Annotated in this window: 14 protein-coding genes and 1 tRNA gene; 5 read left to right on the top strand and 10 right to left on the bottom strand. The window is 61.1% G+C overall.

Translation table 11 applies throughout. The features are described 5' to 3' along the window. Positions 1-79: 79 nt before the first annotated feature. From AB3X39_RS12290 to AB3X39_RS12270, 5 genes are all read right to left on the bottom strand, one after another. Positions 80-156, bottom strand: a tRNA-Met gene (locus tag AB3X39_RS12290). Between the two features lie 57 nt (positions 157-213). Then, the gene (gene gshA, locus AB3X39_RS12285) at positions 214-1,509 is read right to left on the bottom strand and encodes a glutamate--cysteine ligase (protein WP_369417671.1); all 1,296 of its coding nucleotides are present in this window, start codon (positions 1,507-1,509) and stop codon (positions 214-216) included. Between the two features lie 124 nt (positions 1,510-1,633). Continuing rightward, the gene (locus AB3X39_RS12280; protein WP_369417680.1) at positions 1,634-3,148 is read right to left on the bottom strand and encodes an ammonium transporter; all 1,515 of its coding nucleotides are present in this window, start codon (positions 3,146-3,148) and stop codon (positions 1,634-1,636) included. A gap of 26 nt (positions 3,149-3,174) precedes the next feature. Continuing rightward, the gene (locus tag AB3X39_RS12275; protein ID WP_369417670.1) at positions 3,175-3,513 is read right to left on the bottom strand and encodes a P-II family nitrogen regulator; all 339 of its coding nucleotides are present in this window, start codon (positions 3,511-3,513) and stop codon (positions 3,175-3,177) included. A 36-nt stretch (positions 3,514-3,549) separates the two neighbouring features. After that, positions 3,550-4,326 (bottom strand): TorF family putative porin, encoded by a 777-nt coding sequence (locus AB3X39_RS12270; RefSeq protein WP_369417669.1) that lies wholly within the window; start codon positions 4,324-4,326, stop codon positions 3,550-3,552. Positions 4,327-4,606: 280 nt separating this feature from the next. On the opposite strand from AB3X39_RS12270, the gene AB3X39_RS12265 reads away from it, so the two are divergent. Next, positions 4,607-6,118: a YifB family Mg chelatase-like AAA ATPase gene (locus tag AB3X39_RS12265; RefSeq protein WP_369417668.1), complete on the top strand. Its 1,512-nt coding sequence runs from the start codon at positions 4,607-4,609 to the stop codon at positions 6,116-6,118. A gap of 9 nt (positions 6,119-6,127) precedes the next feature. Here the strand turns inward: AB3X39_RS12265 and AB3X39_RS12260 are convergent, their stop codons facing one another. Both AB3X39_RS12260 and AB3X39_RS12255 read right to left on the bottom strand, forming a co-directional pair. Then, on the bottom strand, positions 6,128-6,535 hold the full coding sequence (locus AB3X39_RS12260) for a type II toxin-antitoxin system VapC family toxin (protein WP_369417667.1): 408 nt from the start codon (positions 6,533-6,535) through the stop codon (positions 6,128-6,130). A 5-nt stretch (positions 6,536-6,540) separates the two neighbouring features. Further along, on the bottom strand, positions 6,541-6,798 hold the full coding sequence (locus AB3X39_RS12255) for a type II toxin-antitoxin system Phd/YefM family antitoxin (RefSeq protein WP_369417666.1): 258 nt from the start codon (positions 6,796-6,798) through the stop codon (positions 6,541-6,543). A gap of 88 nt (positions 6,799-6,886) precedes the next feature. On the opposite strand from AB3X39_RS12255, the gene AB3X39_RS12250 reads away from it, so the two are divergent. The 4 genes from AB3X39_RS12250 (at position 6,887) to AB3X39_RS12235 (ending at position 10,932) form a co-directional block, all read left to right on the top strand. Further along, positions 6,887-7,387: an adenylyltransferase/cytidyltransferase family protein gene (locus AB3X39_RS12250; protein ID WP_369417665.1), complete on the top strand. Its 501-nt coding sequence runs from the start codon at positions 6,887-6,889 to the stop codon at positions 7,385-7,387. Between the two features lie 18 nt (positions 7,388-7,405). After that, positions 7,406-8,170, top strand: coding sequence for a 16S rRNA (uracil(1498)-N(3))-methyltransferase (locus AB3X39_RS12245; protein WP_369417664.1), 765 nt, complete (start codon positions 7,406-7,408; stop codon positions 8,168-8,170). Continuing rightward, positions 8,167-8,943 (top strand): 5'-methylthioadenosine/adenosylhomocysteine nucleosidase, encoded by a 777-nt coding sequence (locus AB3X39_RS12240; RefSeq protein WP_369417663.1) that lies wholly within the window; start codon positions 8,167-8,169, stop codon positions 8,941-8,943. The genes AB3X39_RS12245 and AB3X39_RS12240 overlap by 4 nt, the downstream gene beginning before the upstream one ends. 105 nt (positions 8,944-9,048) lie before the next feature. Then, entirely contained in the window at positions 9,049-10,932 is a 1,884-nt protein-coding gene (locus AB3X39_RS12235; RefSeq protein WP_369417662.1) for a phosphoenolpyruvate carboxykinase (GTP), read from the top strand. 159 nt (positions 10,933-11,091) lie between these two features. On the opposite strand, the gene AB3X39_RS12230 is transcribed toward AB3X39_RS12235, so the two are convergent. From AB3X39_RS12230 to AB3X39_RS12220, 3 genes are all read right to left on the bottom strand, one after another. Next, the gene (locus AB3X39_RS12230; RefSeq protein ID WP_369417679.1) at positions 11,092-11,811 is read right to left on the bottom strand and encodes a DUF1877 family protein; all 720 of its coding nucleotides are present in this window, start codon (positions 11,809-11,811) and stop codon (positions 11,092-11,094) included. A 237-nt stretch (positions 11,812-12,048) separates the two neighbouring features. Further along, on the bottom strand, positions 12,049-12,510 hold the full coding sequence (locus AB3X39_RS12225; RefSeq protein WP_369417661.1) for a lysozyme inhibitor LprI family protein: 462 nt from the start codon (positions 12,508-12,510) through the stop codon (positions 12,049-12,051). After that, complete coding sequence (locus tag AB3X39_RS12220) at positions 12,488-12,817, bottom strand: DUF4431 domain-containing protein (RefSeq protein ID WP_369417660.1); 330 nt, start codon at positions 12,815-12,817, stop codon at positions 12,488-12,490. Before AB3X39_RS12220 ends, AB3X39_RS12225 begins: the two co-directional genes overlap by 23 nt. Between the last annotated feature and the right edge of the window lie 106 nt (positions 12,818-12,923).

Genomic DNA, 12,923 nt, shown 5'->3' with positions numbered 1-12,923 from the left:
GGGAGACTTGAAAAAGTTGAGGGCACAAAAAAGCCCACATAAGTGGGCTTTGATGATCGATGCTTGACGCATCTAAATTTGGTTGCGGAGGCAGGATTTGAACCTGCGACCTTTGGGTTATGAGCCCAACGAGCTACCAGACTGCTCCACTCCGCGACTGAAGAATTCAATTCTATATCAAATAGATCTAAGCGCCAAGCTCTTTCTATCAAATCATTCATAAACCTCGGCATTGGGGTCGGTGGCTTCCATCTCATAGCTGGCCGCCAACATGGCCAAACGTGCGATGACCCCATACATGTAGAAGCGATTCGGGGCACTGACACCGGGCTTTTCGCCCAACTTGGGCAGCTGATGACTTTGGGCAAAAGCCAAAGGCACGAACTGCGCTCCTGGCGCATTGAGGTTCTCATCCACGCCGCGATCCGCATGCACGCGGTAGAAACCACCCACCACGTAGCGATCCATCATGTAAACCACCGGCTCAGCCACAGCATCGTTGAGGCGCTCATAGGTCGGCACGCCTTCTTGGATGATGACCTCGGAAACCACCTGACCGTCCTTGACGACACTCATCTTGTTGCGGGTGCGACGGTTGACCTCGGAAAGCTCCTTGGCGTCGCGCACCGTCATGATGCCCATGCCATAGGTGCCGTTGTCGGCCTTGACGATCACAAACGGCTTTTCGTTGATGCCGTATTCCTTGTACTTGCGCCGGATCTTGCCCAGCAAGGCATCGACATTGCTCTGGATGCACTCCAAGCCACCGCTCTCACTGAAACTCACCTCACCGCAACGGTTGAACATCGGATTGATCAACCACGGGTCCATGCCGAGCAACTTGGCGAACTTCTTGGCCACTTCTTCGTACGACTGGAAGTGATTCGTCTTGCGCCGCACGGCCCAACCGGCGTGCAGCGGCGGCAGCAGGTACTGCTCCGTCAGGTTTTGCAGAATGCGCGGGATCCCGCCGGAGAGATCGTTGTTGAGCAAGATCGTGCAGGGATCAAAGTCCTTCAGGCCCAAGCGCCGCGAGGGTCGCAGCAGCGGCTCGACCGTGAGCGACGTGCCATCGGGCAGATCAAAGCTCGTCGGCTCCTTGACGTCAGGGTCCAAGGTGCCCAAACGGACATTCAGCCCCGCTTGGGTGAAGATTTGCTTCAGCCGCGCCACGTTCATCAGATAGAACATGTTGCGCGTGTGCTTCTCCGGGATCAGCAACAGGTTCTTGGCCTCAGGGCAAATCTTCTCAATCGCTGCCATGGCCGCCTGCACCGCCAAAGGCAGCATCTCGGGCGTCAGGTTGTTCCAACCGCCCGGGAACAGGTTGGTATCCACCGGCGCCAACTTGAAGCCTGCGTTGCGCAAATCCACCGAGGTGTAGAACGGCGGCGTGTGCTCCATCCATTCAAGCCGGAACCAGCGCTCAATCGCTGGCATCGACTCCAGGATGCGGGTTTCCAAATCGTTGATGGGGCCATGCAGGGCGGTGACGAGATGCGGAACCATAGGAATATGCCAACCAAAAAACGGGCGAAGGAGGGCCATTCTAGGCAGGCGCGCTCTGGAGCCAACGCGGCGCACAAAAGAAAAGCCGCCCGAAGGCGGCTTTCCGAGTTCGGACAAGACCGGATTACTTGTGATAAGCCGTCTCGCCGTGCGAGCTGATGTCCAGACCTTCGCGCTCTTCTTCTTCCGTCACGCGCAGACCGATGGTCAGATCGACGATCTTGTAGGCGATGAACGCCACCACAGCCGACCAGCCAACCGTCACAAGCACAGCCTTGGCTTGGATCCAGACTTGCGAAGCGATCGAGTAAGCGTCAGCCGTCACGGTGGTGGCTGTCACCCAGTCACCCACAAAGCTCGGGCCACCCAGCGCTGGCGAGTTGAAAACACCCGTCAGCAAGGCACCCAAGATACCGCCCACACCGTGGACACCGAAAACGTCGAGCGAGTCATCTGCGCCCAACATCTTCTTCAGGCCGTTCACACCCCACAGGCAAGCGATACCAGCGATCAAGCCGATGATCAGCGCGCCACCGATGCCCACGTTGCCCGCTGCCGGCGTCACCGCCACCAGACCCGCCACAGCACCCGAAGCGGCACCCAGCATCGAAGCCTTGCCCTTGAGCACCGCTTCACCCGCCGACCACGACAACACCGCAGCAGCCGTGGCCACCAACGTGTTGATGAAGGCCAGCGCGGCAAAACCGTTCGCTTCGAGCGCCGAGCCAGCGTTGAAGCCAAACCAGCCCACCCACAGCAGCGACGCACCCACCATGGTCAAGGTCAGCGAATGCGGTGCAAACGATTCCTTGCCGTAGCCCACGCGCTTGCCGATCACGAAAGCACCCACCAAGCCCGCCACAGCAGCGTTGATGTGCACCACGGTGCCGCCAGCAAAGTCGAGCGCACCCCACTGCCAGATCAGGCCGGCCTTGCCATTCATGGCGTCAACCACGTCCTTGCCGGTGTAGGCGTCCGGACCCATCCAGAACCAGACCATGTGTGCGATCGGGGCGTAGCTGAAGGTGAACCAAATCGCCATGAACAGCAGCATCGCGCTGAACTTGATGCGCTCAGCAAAGGCCCCGACGATCAGGGCGCAAGTGATGCCAGCAAAGGTCGCTTGGAACGCTGCGAACACGATCTCAGGGATGTAAACACCCTTGCTGAAGGTCGCTGCGTTGGCAAACGTACCAGCGGCGTTATCCCAGATACCCCTCATGAACAGCCGGTCAAAGCCACCGATGTAAGCCCCAAAAGAAGAGCCCCCCTCGGTGAACGCCAAGCTGTAGCCGTACAAGAACCACAACACCACGATCATGGAGAAGGTGACCATGACTTGCATGAGCACCGACAGCATGTTCTTGGCGCGCACCAAGCCGCCGTAGAACAGCGCCAGACCCGGCACGGTCATCATGATGACCAGCAGGGTGGACACCAGCATCCAAGAGGTGTCGCCCTTGTTGGGTACCGGCACAGAAGCCGCCGCAGAAGCGGCTGGTGCTGCCACCGAAGCGGCCACATCGGCCGCCGCAGCCACAGCACTGGCCGCAGGCCCGGAAGCCGCTTGGGCAAAGGCGAGGTCGGTCATACCGAACACAGCCAAGCCCAAGGCGAGAGAAGCGATGAATTTCTTCAACATGATCGTCTCTAGAAGGTAGGGGGTCAGAGTGCGTCCCGACCGGTTTCACCGGTACGGATGCGCAGCACTTGTTCCAAGGAAGTGATGAAGATCTTGCCGTCGCCGATCTTGCCGGTGCGGGCCGAGCCCTCAATGGCTTCGACCACACGGTCCACAACGCTGTCATCGACAGCGGCTTCGATCTTCACCTTGGGCAGAAAATCGACCACGTACTCGGCGCCGCGATACAGCTCGGTGTGGCCTTTTTGACGACCGAAACCCTTGACCTCGGTCACGGTCACGCCTTGCACCCCAATGCTGCTGAGGGCTTCACGCACCTCGTCGAGCTTGAAGGGTTTGATGATGGCAGTCACCATTTTCATGATGGTTCTCTCCGATGGGGTCCGATTGAAAAGGGCTTAGAAGCTGTACTTAGCACCCAGCACCGCGCCGGAATCACCCAAGAGCTTGGTGCTGTTGGCGGCAGCGCCAGGCACGTAGAAGGTCTTGTTGGCGTCGGTACCGATCAGCGCCAAGCTGAAGGTCAACCCCTTGGCCAAGGCTTCCTTCGAGACAGTGACCGAGTAGTCCGAGTAGCTGGCGTTGGTGATGTTGGCCACGCTCTGGTAGCCGTAATGCGGCACCACCGAGAAGCCCGCCACATCAAAGGTGGCGCTCAGGTCGAAGTAGTAGCTGCCCGCCGAGCTCTTGCTGTTGGCGAAGTCATAGTTACCAAACAAATCGGTCAGGGCGTACGACAGCTTGGCGGTGGCCGGGCCGAAGGTGGCCGCGCCGTAGATTTCAGTGGTGTTGGCGTTCTTGTACGTCGAGCCGGTACCGACATCAGCCAGCTTGTTGCCCACGTAGGCGTACTGCAACAGACCGAAGTCCAGACCGACCGGACCCACATCGCGCTTGTAGCCAGCGTAGATGTCGAGCTCGACCGGACCATCCACGCCGTTGTCCTTGATCCAGCTGATGGTCGAAGCCCAAGTGCCCACGTAGAAAGCGCCCTTGGCGTAATCAAGACCACCTTGCACCGCCGGTTGCAGAAGAGTCTGCGAAATGCCGCGATAACGGTAATCCGAAACCACACCCACGTTGTACGACAGGCCGTCATCGGCCATCGCGGTCATCGGGGCCAAAACAGCAGCAGCAACGGCACTCAACGCAGCAAAGGAAACGATCTTTTTCATACCAAGCTCCAAGAAACAGTGGAATAGGAAAACAACACTCACGGCTCACTCGTTGCATCTTCCGTGCCAGGTTTTGAAATCACCAGACATCGCACCGCTACTTGGGCAGGCCATGCCCCGTGATGGCCCATCAGGCACGACCACCCGCCATAGCGCACCGCTTTGGGACTTAAAGAGCGCACCATAAGTGTGCATCACCGTCTTTTGGGGGGGAGCCAACACGTGAGATAACGCACAGACTGGGTGTCATCTTGTTGAACAAGCCCTTGGCTGCACCATCATGTCGCTCGCCGTCCTCCACAGTCGCGCCCTTGAAGGGCTGCATGCCCCCGAAGTCACCGTCGAGGTCCATCTCGCCAACGGCCTACCCAGCTTCACGCTGGTCGGACTGGTCGAAACCGCTGTCAAAGAGTCGCGTGAGCGCGTGCGCTCGGCGCTGCTCACCAGCGGTCTCGACTTCCCACACAACAAACGCATCACCGTCAATCTGGCACCGGCTGATCTCCCAAAGGACGGCGGCCGTTTCGACCTGCCCATCGCCTTAGGCATCTTGGCCGCCAGCGGTCAGATCGAGACAAGCCGCTTGGCTGAGCTCGAATTTGCCGGCGAGCTTTCGCTGGCGGGCGATCTGCGCCCCATCCGGGGGGCTTTGGCGATGGCCGCCGCCATGCGCCAGTCCAACCCGCAGCGCACACTCATCTTGCCGCGCGCCAGTGCCGAAGAAGCCGCTTGGGTGCCAGGCCTACCGCTGCGCGCCGCCGACCATTTGCTCGACGTGGTGCGCGCCCTGCAACCCGAAGGCCAAGCCCAAGCACTGCCCACTGTATGGCCGCAAACAGCAGCCCCTTCGGCTCACCCAGCCGATCTGCGCGAGGTCCGGGGTCAGGCCACCGCCAAACGAGCCCTCGAAATCGCAGCAGCCGGCGGCCACAGCGTCTTGCTCGTCGGCCCACCCGGCACGGGCAAGTCGATGCTGGCACAGCGCCTGAGTGGACTTTTACCGCTCCTGGGCGAAGAAGAAGCCTTGGCCTCGGCAGCACTGCTGAGTGCGGGTGGGCGCTTCACCCCGCAAGATTGGGGTCGGCGCATCACCCGCAGCCCGCATCACAGCGCCTCCGCCGTGGCCTTGGTCGGCGGCGGCAATCCGCCCCGGCCCGGCGAGGTGTCCTTGGCGCACCACGGCATCTTGTTTCTGGACGAATTGCCCGAATTCCCGCGCAGCGCCCTTGAAGCCTTGCGCGAGCCCTTGGAAAGTGGCCGCATCACCATCTCGCGCGCGGCACGGCAAGCCGAGTTCCCGGCCCAATGCCAACTGATCGCGGCGATGAACCCCTGCCCGTGCGGCCATTTGGGCTCGCCGCGCCAACGCTGTCGCTGCACGCCCGAACAAGTGCATCGCTACCAGTCGCGTATCTCCGGCCCGTTGCTGGACCGCATTGATCTGCGCGTTGAAGTCCACGCCATCAGCCCCGAAGAATTGCAAGCCGCGCCCGACGGTGAACCCAGCGCCCGCATTGCCGAACGGGTCGCCAGCGCACGCCAGCATCAACACCAGCGCCAGCAACAACTCAACGCCCATCTGAGCGGTGCCGTGCTGGATGAACACGCCCAACCTGAAACCGCAGCGCGCCATCTGCTCTCCCAAGCCGGCAACCGACTCGGCTGGTCGAACCGCAGCCTGCACCGTGTCTTGCGGGTGGCGCGCACCATCGCCGACTTGCAAGGCAGCCCCACCCTCCAAGCCGCCCACGTGGCCGAAGCCATCCAACTGCGCCGGGCTTTGCCGGGGTAGCGGTGCGAATCACCCTTGGCCGAAGGGATTGAAAACCGTCACGCCAAGGGCTTTGAAATCAGCGACGTTTCTCGTCACCACGGTCAAATTGTTCACGCGCGCTGTGGCGGCGATCATGGCGTCTTCGTACAGCGTGTCGGACTTGCGGTGCATGAGTCGAGCCCAGTCGCGGAAGGCAGCGATATTCATGGGCAACACGTTGTACGCCGCAGCCACAAGCTCTAACCAGGCCTCGATGTCTGCGGCCTTGTCGGGGTCTTGCTCGCGGGTCAACTCAATGCCGGCCTGAATTTCGCCCAAGGTCACTGCGGACAAAAACAGCTTGGCCTCATCCACGGACTCAAGCCAAGCCACAACAGCCCCGTGGGGTCGCGGCTTACGCAGCTCGGAAACCACGTTGGTATCTAGCAAGTACATGAGCTTTACCGAGTCAGATCCACACTGCGACGCTTGGCTTGGCCGCGCGGCGGAACATTCAGCTCCCCCCGGGCGACATCCGACAGCAAAAGCTGCTTCAGCGAAGGGCGGGCCGCCGATTGCAAGCGTTGCCACTCCTGCACCGGCACCAAAACAGCAGCTTCAGTGCCACGCTTGGTCACCATTTGAGGCCCCTCAGCGAGACAAGCCTCCAAAAATTCGCTGAACCTTGCTTTGGCATCTTGGACGGGCCATGTATGCATGATGCGCTCCATATTGACTAGTTATTTGACTAGTCTGCAATGGAAGACATCAGATGTCAAACGGCGGCCCGGGTGACAATGCGGCCCCATGTCGCTGCACCTGTCTCCCCCCGCTTTTTTGAACAAGATCTGCTTGCGCTCCGATCCCGAGGACTTGGCGACCCGCTTGGCGGCCTTGCCGCGTCCGATGGTCTTCACCAACGGCGTCTTCGACATCCTGCATCCGGGCCATGTGCGCTACTTGGCCCAAGCGCGGGCTTTGGGCGCCTCGCTGGTGATGGGACTCAACAGCGACGCCTCGGCCCGCTTGCTGGGCAAAGGCCCAGATCGACCGCTGAACCGCGAACTCGACCGCGCTTGCGTACTGGCTGCGCTGGAAAGCCTCTCGCTGATCACCTTCTTCGACGAGCGCACGCCCTGCGCTTTGCTGGAGATCCTTCGCCCCGACCTTTACGTCAAAGGCGGCGACTACGACATCGAAAGCCTTGAGGAAACCCGGCTGGTGCGCAGCTGGGGCGGGGACGCCTGCGCCATCGCCTTTGTAGACGGCTACTCGACCACCTCGCTGGTGCAGCGCATCCGCACCTGACCCACCCCATTCCTACCCATGCCACCGCGCTTTTACGTCGATCTCCCACTCCAGGCCGATCTGGACACCGTCTTGCCGGAAGGTCCGGCCAAGCACGTTCAAGTGCTGCGCCTGCAACCCGGCGAGCCGATCACGCTGTTCAACGGCCGCCAGCAAGACGGTCGCGGCGAATGGTCGGCCACCATCACCCGCATGGGCCGCCAAGAGGTGGCGGTGCGCGTCGGCAGCTTGAATCCGGTTGAGCGCGAACTGCCCCAAGACGTGAGCTTGGCCGCCGGCATGCCGGCCAACGACCGCTTTGACTGGCTGGTGGAAAAAGCCACCGAGCTGGGCGTGCAGACCGTCCAGCCACTGATGTGTGAACGCTCGGTGCTGCGCTTGAGCGGTGAACGCGCCGCCAAGAAGGTGGCGCACTGGCAAGCCGTGGCCATCGCGGCGGCCGAGCAATGTGGCCGGACCCGCGTGCCCCACATTGCCCCGATGCAAACCTTGGCCGCCTGGTTGGCGGGGTTGAACGAGGCCACCGTGCCGGCCCCGGGACGATTGATCCTGAGCTTGGGCGATGCGAGACCCTTGTCTGAGCGTTTGAGCGCTCTGCTGCCCACGGCCCAGCCGATCTGCTTGCTCAGCGGCCCCGAAGGCGGGCTGAGTCCGGCCGAAGAAGGCCGTGCCCGCGATCTAGGTTTTCTGCCCACCAGCTTAGGCGCGCGCGTGCTGCGCGCTGAGACCGCGCCGTTGATGGTGCTCTGCGTACTGGGTGGCGTCGTTGGTGCGGCCCCATGAAGTCCGCGCACCCTGCGCCACTGGCCATCGTCGCGGCGATGCAGCAAGAGTTGCAAGCGCTGCTGCACAGCTTGGACAACGTGACGGGCAAGGTCACCATTGAGCGCCACGCCGGGCGCAACTTTCACCTCGGCATGCTGCATGGTCGCCCGGTGGTGCTGGTGTTGTCGCGCATCGGCAAAGTGGCTGCGGCCATCACCGCCACGATGCTGATTGAACGCTACGGCGTGCAGCAGATGATCTTTACCGGCGTGGCCGGTGGGCTGGGGCCCGCGCATGTGGGCGACGTGGTCGTGGCGCGCGAGCTGTTGCAGCACGACATGGACGCCTCGCCCCTCTTCCCGCGTCACGAAGTGCCGCTCTCCGGGCGGGCGCGTTTCCCCACCGACCCCGCCTTGGCCGACGCCTTGGCGCAAGCCGCCGCCCACGTGTTGGCCGATCCGCTGCGCGCCTTCGGCGCCGAAGCCCGTGCTTTGGGCGTCACCGCCCCGCGTCTGCACCAAGGGCTGATCCTCAGCGGCGACCGCTTTGTCGCCACAGCGCCTGAAAGCCGCGCCTTGATCGAGCGCTTGCCCGACGCTTTGGCGGTCGAGATGGAAGGTGCGGCGCTGGCACAGGTTTGCCACGACTGCGGCGTGCCGTTTGCCGTGTTGCGCACCATCTCGGACCGCGCCGACGACAGCGCCCACGTGGATTTCATGCAGTTCATCGAGGTGGTGGCCGCTCGCGCCAGCGCTGCGATTGTCGGGACGTGGCTACAGGCGCACCCCTGATCGGCCGCATGCATCCGGTTATGCAAAAAACGCATGTAACCGTCAGGTAATCTGCCAAAGGGGGCGCCTACACTGCCCGTCCCCCTTCTTCAACAAAGCCGCTTCATGAACGCTACCGCTCACACCGGTGTGGCCCTTCAGGCCCCCGCCTACGTCAAAAACGCTCGGCTGATTGCCTGGGTGGCCGAAGTCGCTGCGCTGACGGAAGCGGCTCAGATTCACTGGTGTGATGGCAGCCAAGAGGAATACGACCTTTTGTGCCAAAAGCTGGTCGATGCCGGCACCTTCAAGAAGCTCAATCCGGCCAAGCGCCCGGGCAGTTTCTTGGCTTGCTCCGATCCGAGCGACGTGGCCCGGGTCGAAGACCGCACCTACATCTGCTCGGCCACCAAGGAAGCGGCCGGCCCGACCAACAACTGGATGGCCCCAGCCGAGATGCGCGCCCTGCTGCAAACCGGCCAAGCAGACGGCACACCGGCCCTCTTCAAAGGCTGCATGAAGGGCCGCACGCTGTACGTCGTGCCGTTCTCAATGGGCCCGCTGGGCTCGCCCATTGCCCACATCGGCATTGAGCTGTCGGACAGCGCTTACGTGGCCGTCAACATGCGCATCATGACCCGCATGGGCAAAGCCGTGTACGACGTGCTGGGCAGCGACGGCGAGTTTGTGCCCTGCGTGCACACCGTGGCTGCGCCGCTCGAAGCCGGTCAAAAGGATGTGACTTGGCCCTGCAACAAAACGAAGTACATCGTTCACTACCCCGAAACGCGCGAAATCTGGTCCTACGGTTCGGGCTACGGCGGCAACGCACTGCTGGGCAAGAAGTGCTTTGCGCTGCGTATCGCCTCCAACATGGGCCGCGATCAAGGCTGGCTGGCTGAGCACATGCTGATCTTGGGCGTGACCTCGCCCGAAGGCAAAAAGAGCCACGTCGCGGCCGCTTTCCCCAGCGCCTGCGGCAAGACCAACTTTGCCATGCTGATCCCGCCGGCCGCCCTGGGCGACTGGAAAGTCACCACCATTGGCGACGACATCGCCTGGATCAAGCCGGTGGACGGCCGCTTGCGCGCCATCAACCCCGAAGCGGGTTACTTCGGCGTCGCCCCGGGCACCAACTTCAAGACCAACCCGAACTGCATGGCTTCGCTGGACCGCGACGTCATCTTCACCAACGTCGCCCTGACCGACGACGGTGACGTGTGGTGGGAAGGCATGACCGACGCGCTGCCCAGCCACCTGATCGACTGGCAAGGCAAGGACTGGACACCGGAAAGCGCCCGGGGTGCCGACGGCAAACTGCGTCCCGCCGCCCACCCGAACGCCCGCTTCACCGTGGCCGCCACCAACAACCCGGCCCTCGACCCCGAGTGGGATAACCCGGCGGGTGTGGCGATCGACGCCTTCATCTTCGGGGGCCGCCGCTCGACCACCGTGCCGCTGGCCACCGAAGCCCGCAACTGGGTCGAAGGCGTCTACATGGCCGCCACCATGGGCTCAGAAACCACCGCTGCGGCCGTCGGCCAAATGGGTGTGGTGCGCCGCGACCCCTTCGCCATGCTGCCCTTCACCGGCTACAACATGAGCGACTACTTCCAGCACTGGCTGAACGTGGGTGCCAAGCTCGAAGCCGAAGGCGCCAAGCTGCCCGCCATCTACTGCGTCAACTGGTTCCGCAAGGGTGCCGACGGCAAGTTCGTCTGGCCAGGCTACGGCGATAACGCCCGCGTTCTGCAATGGATGCTCGGCCGCATCGAAGGCCAAGCCGGTGGTGCAGAAAACATCTTCGGTGTCAGCCCGAACTACACCGACCTGAACTGGTCCGGCCTCGACTTCAGCGAAGCCCAGTTCCAAAGCGTCATCGGCATCGACCGCGACGCTTGGACGCAAGAAATGGCCCTGCATGGCGACCTGTTCCAACAGCTGGCTTACCACCTGCCCCAAGAACTGATCGCCACCAAAGCCAAGATCGAAGCCGCCTTGGCCGCCTGATTCCCCCGCCGATCCAGTCTCGTTCTGAGGTCAAAAAGCCCACCGAAAGGTGGGCTTTTTGCATGTCAACGGCGGCAACGGATTCCATCGATGGAGAAAGAAACCGCGCGGCCTCGACCCTTCACTACCGCAGGACAGCTTGATGAGCACGATGTAGCCTTATTTGTTAGGGCGCACGGGTTCGAAGTTTTCCAGTGCGCGCTTAACTGCTTGCTCAGAGGAAAAAAGCTCTACGTTGAATGGCGCGGAGTCCGATGCAGCGATGACCAACTGCTCACCCAAAGAGCCTTCAAGTAGGACCCCCGCGAGCACACGTGCACTGACCAGCGCCGTAGATGGGGCTGGGCCTCTGCCAGCATACTGGGTTGAAGGATGGAGTCCCATGGTTTCACCCGTGGCACCGGCTTCAACCGACTCACAACGCCAAAGAGGAACAGCGCTGCTGATAAGCATGGAGCGCGGCAGAGAACGCCAAGCATGCTTTGCCTCTGCAAGACTTTGAACGCTGATCGGGAAGACCTCAAAGCGATATCCAGCAGAGCGCCCTTCGGTAGTAAAGACGAGCGATGTTGTGGTCCCGCCAAGCCGCAACGCAACAAACAGATGCCAATACCCTTCGTCTTGGGCATAGGCATCCACTGTTGTACCGACTGAAGAAGCAAGATCCAAGGTTCCACGAAACTCTGTTGGCTGCATGTGCGATCCAACGAATGAAAAGAACATCACCCGCTCCGGGGTGAGGCGATGGAGTTGCGACATCTTATGTCGCCACCCCACTGGATCCCAAATCTCGGGATAGATGCCAGCCTCCGACATTGCCTCAGGATCAAAGACACCATTTAGCTTCGCCTCGGTCACTGACGCCAAGGCGGCTGCAATCTGATTCGGGGTCAGACCTCAATTGCCTAAGTTGCGAAGGACTTGTGGCGGTGAAGTAGGCAACCATGCCCATGGTGAGTCTCCGCGTAACTACATTTAGACACCACCGGCGAACCTGCGGGATGCGCGGCCTATCGCGCAGGTGATGCTCCCTGAGTCAGCATCGTGAGTGATGAAAGACTCCTGAAAAGCGTCTCGTGGACCAACTTCTGGGGTCGGAATGGTTAGACGCCACCATTACTGGACGATGCCTTGAATTGACCTCATCTGCGAAGTACGTTCCTCGTTGAGGGCGATTTCGCACAGCAACCTACGATGTGTAGCGCCAGACCCGCCAGCCGCTAATGCGACCTGAAAGCCACATTGTTCCTGCCGATAACGACGATATGCAGCAGAGGCTGATTCCAAGGCGACGACGGCACGCTGGCGAACCATGGGTTCTTCGATGGCCTGTTCCAGCGAGTTGGCAACATCGCGCTCAGCCTGAACCAAAACCCAATCACTCCTGTTGGCCATCGCAGCGAGACATTTGCGCGCATCAGCATTAGCGCCTTGTGCAAAGCATTCTTGGCCAGATGACGCACGCTGCGAGAACGCACTCACGGATGACGTGAGAAGAGATGTGATGACCAGTGTTCGGACGAGATGCAGAGGCGTTAACCGAGGGCTAGTACGTTCAATCATGGTGCTCTTGGACATGCGCAACTTCCATCAGCACTGGAGTGTGGTGGTGGCCCGTGATGGCATGAAACAGCGTGCCTTTAACCGTAACAGACCGTCCTTTATACGAGCCGAGATTTACGCCGACAGGAGGAACGAGCGTGACCCTTAATTGGTTCTTCTCTTCCTCGTCGTTGGTGCTTCGATTTGCGCTTACGCAGATTTGCTGTTTCAGAACCAGAATAATCTGGGCTTCACGCGAATCAGTCTTCGGGTTCTCTCCATAGTTTGGTGGTCCGTAAAAGGTTTCCAACGTGACTTTGCCAACAAGCGCAAATTGCAGCACACGGTTGTTTAGTCCGCTTGGTAAGCACCATGTAGTCTTTTTCGTTGAACGTCATTGAAGTTCCCTGCGAACCTGCTCAAGAAGGTAGCCAAGACGATTCCGACCG

The sequence above is a fragment of the Leptothrix ochracea genome (assembly GCF_041083635.1).
Taxonomy (GTDB): Bacteria; Pseudomonadota; Gammaproteobacteria; order Burkholderiales; family Burkholderiaceae_C; genus Sphaerotilus; species Sphaerotilus ochraceus.
The sequence above is the reverse complement of the archived record's forward strand: the minus strand, read 5'-3'. Positions and strand labels throughout refer to the sequence as shown.

Excerpts from the sequence above, each read along its gene's own strand:
- gshA (WP_369417671.1), bottom strand. The coding sequence starts at position 1,509 with ATGGTTCCGCATCTCGTCACCGCCCTGCATGGCCCCATCAACGATTTG.
- AB3X39_RS12275 (WP_369417670.1), bottom strand. The coding sequence starts at position 3,513 with ATGAAAATGGTGACTGCCATCATCAAACCCTTCAAGCTCGACGAGGTG.
- AB3X39_RS12270 (WP_369417669.1), bottom strand. The coding sequence starts at position 4,326 with ATGAAAAAGATCGTTTCCTTTGCTGCGTTGAGTGCCGTTGCTGCTGCT.
- AB3X39_RS12265 (WP_369417668.1), top strand. The coding sequence starts at position 4,607 with ATGTCGCTCGCCGTCCTCCACAGTCGCGCCCTTGAAGGGCTGCATGCC.
- AB3X39_RS12260 (WP_369417667.1), bottom strand. The coding sequence starts at position 6,535 with ATGTACTTGCTAGATACCAACGTGGTTTCCGAGCTGCGTAAGCCGCGA.
- AB3X39_RS12255 (WP_369417666.1), bottom strand. The coding sequence starts at position 6,798 with ATGCATACATGGCCCGTCCAAGATGCCAAAGCAAGGTTCAGCGAATTT.
- AB3X39_RS12250 (WP_369417665.1), top strand. The coding sequence starts at position 6,887 with ATGTCGCTGCACCTGTCTCCCCCCGCTTTTTTGAACAAGATCTGCTTG.
- AB3X39_RS12245 (WP_369417664.1), top strand. The coding sequence starts at position 7,406 with ATGCCACCGCGCTTTTACGTCGATCTCCCACTCCAGGCCGATCTGGAC.
- AB3X39_RS12240 (WP_369417663.1), top strand. The coding sequence starts at position 8,167 with ATGAAGTCCGCGCACCCTGCGCCACTGGCCATCGTCGCGGCGATGCAG.
- AB3X39_RS12235 (WP_369417662.1), top strand. The coding sequence starts at position 9,049 with ATGAACGCTACCGCTCACACCGGTGTGGCCCTTCAGGCCCCCGCCTAC.
- AB3X39_RS12225 (WP_369417661.1), bottom strand. The coding sequence starts at position 12,510 with ATGTCCAAGAGCACCATGATTGAACGTACTAGCCCTCGGTTAACGCCT.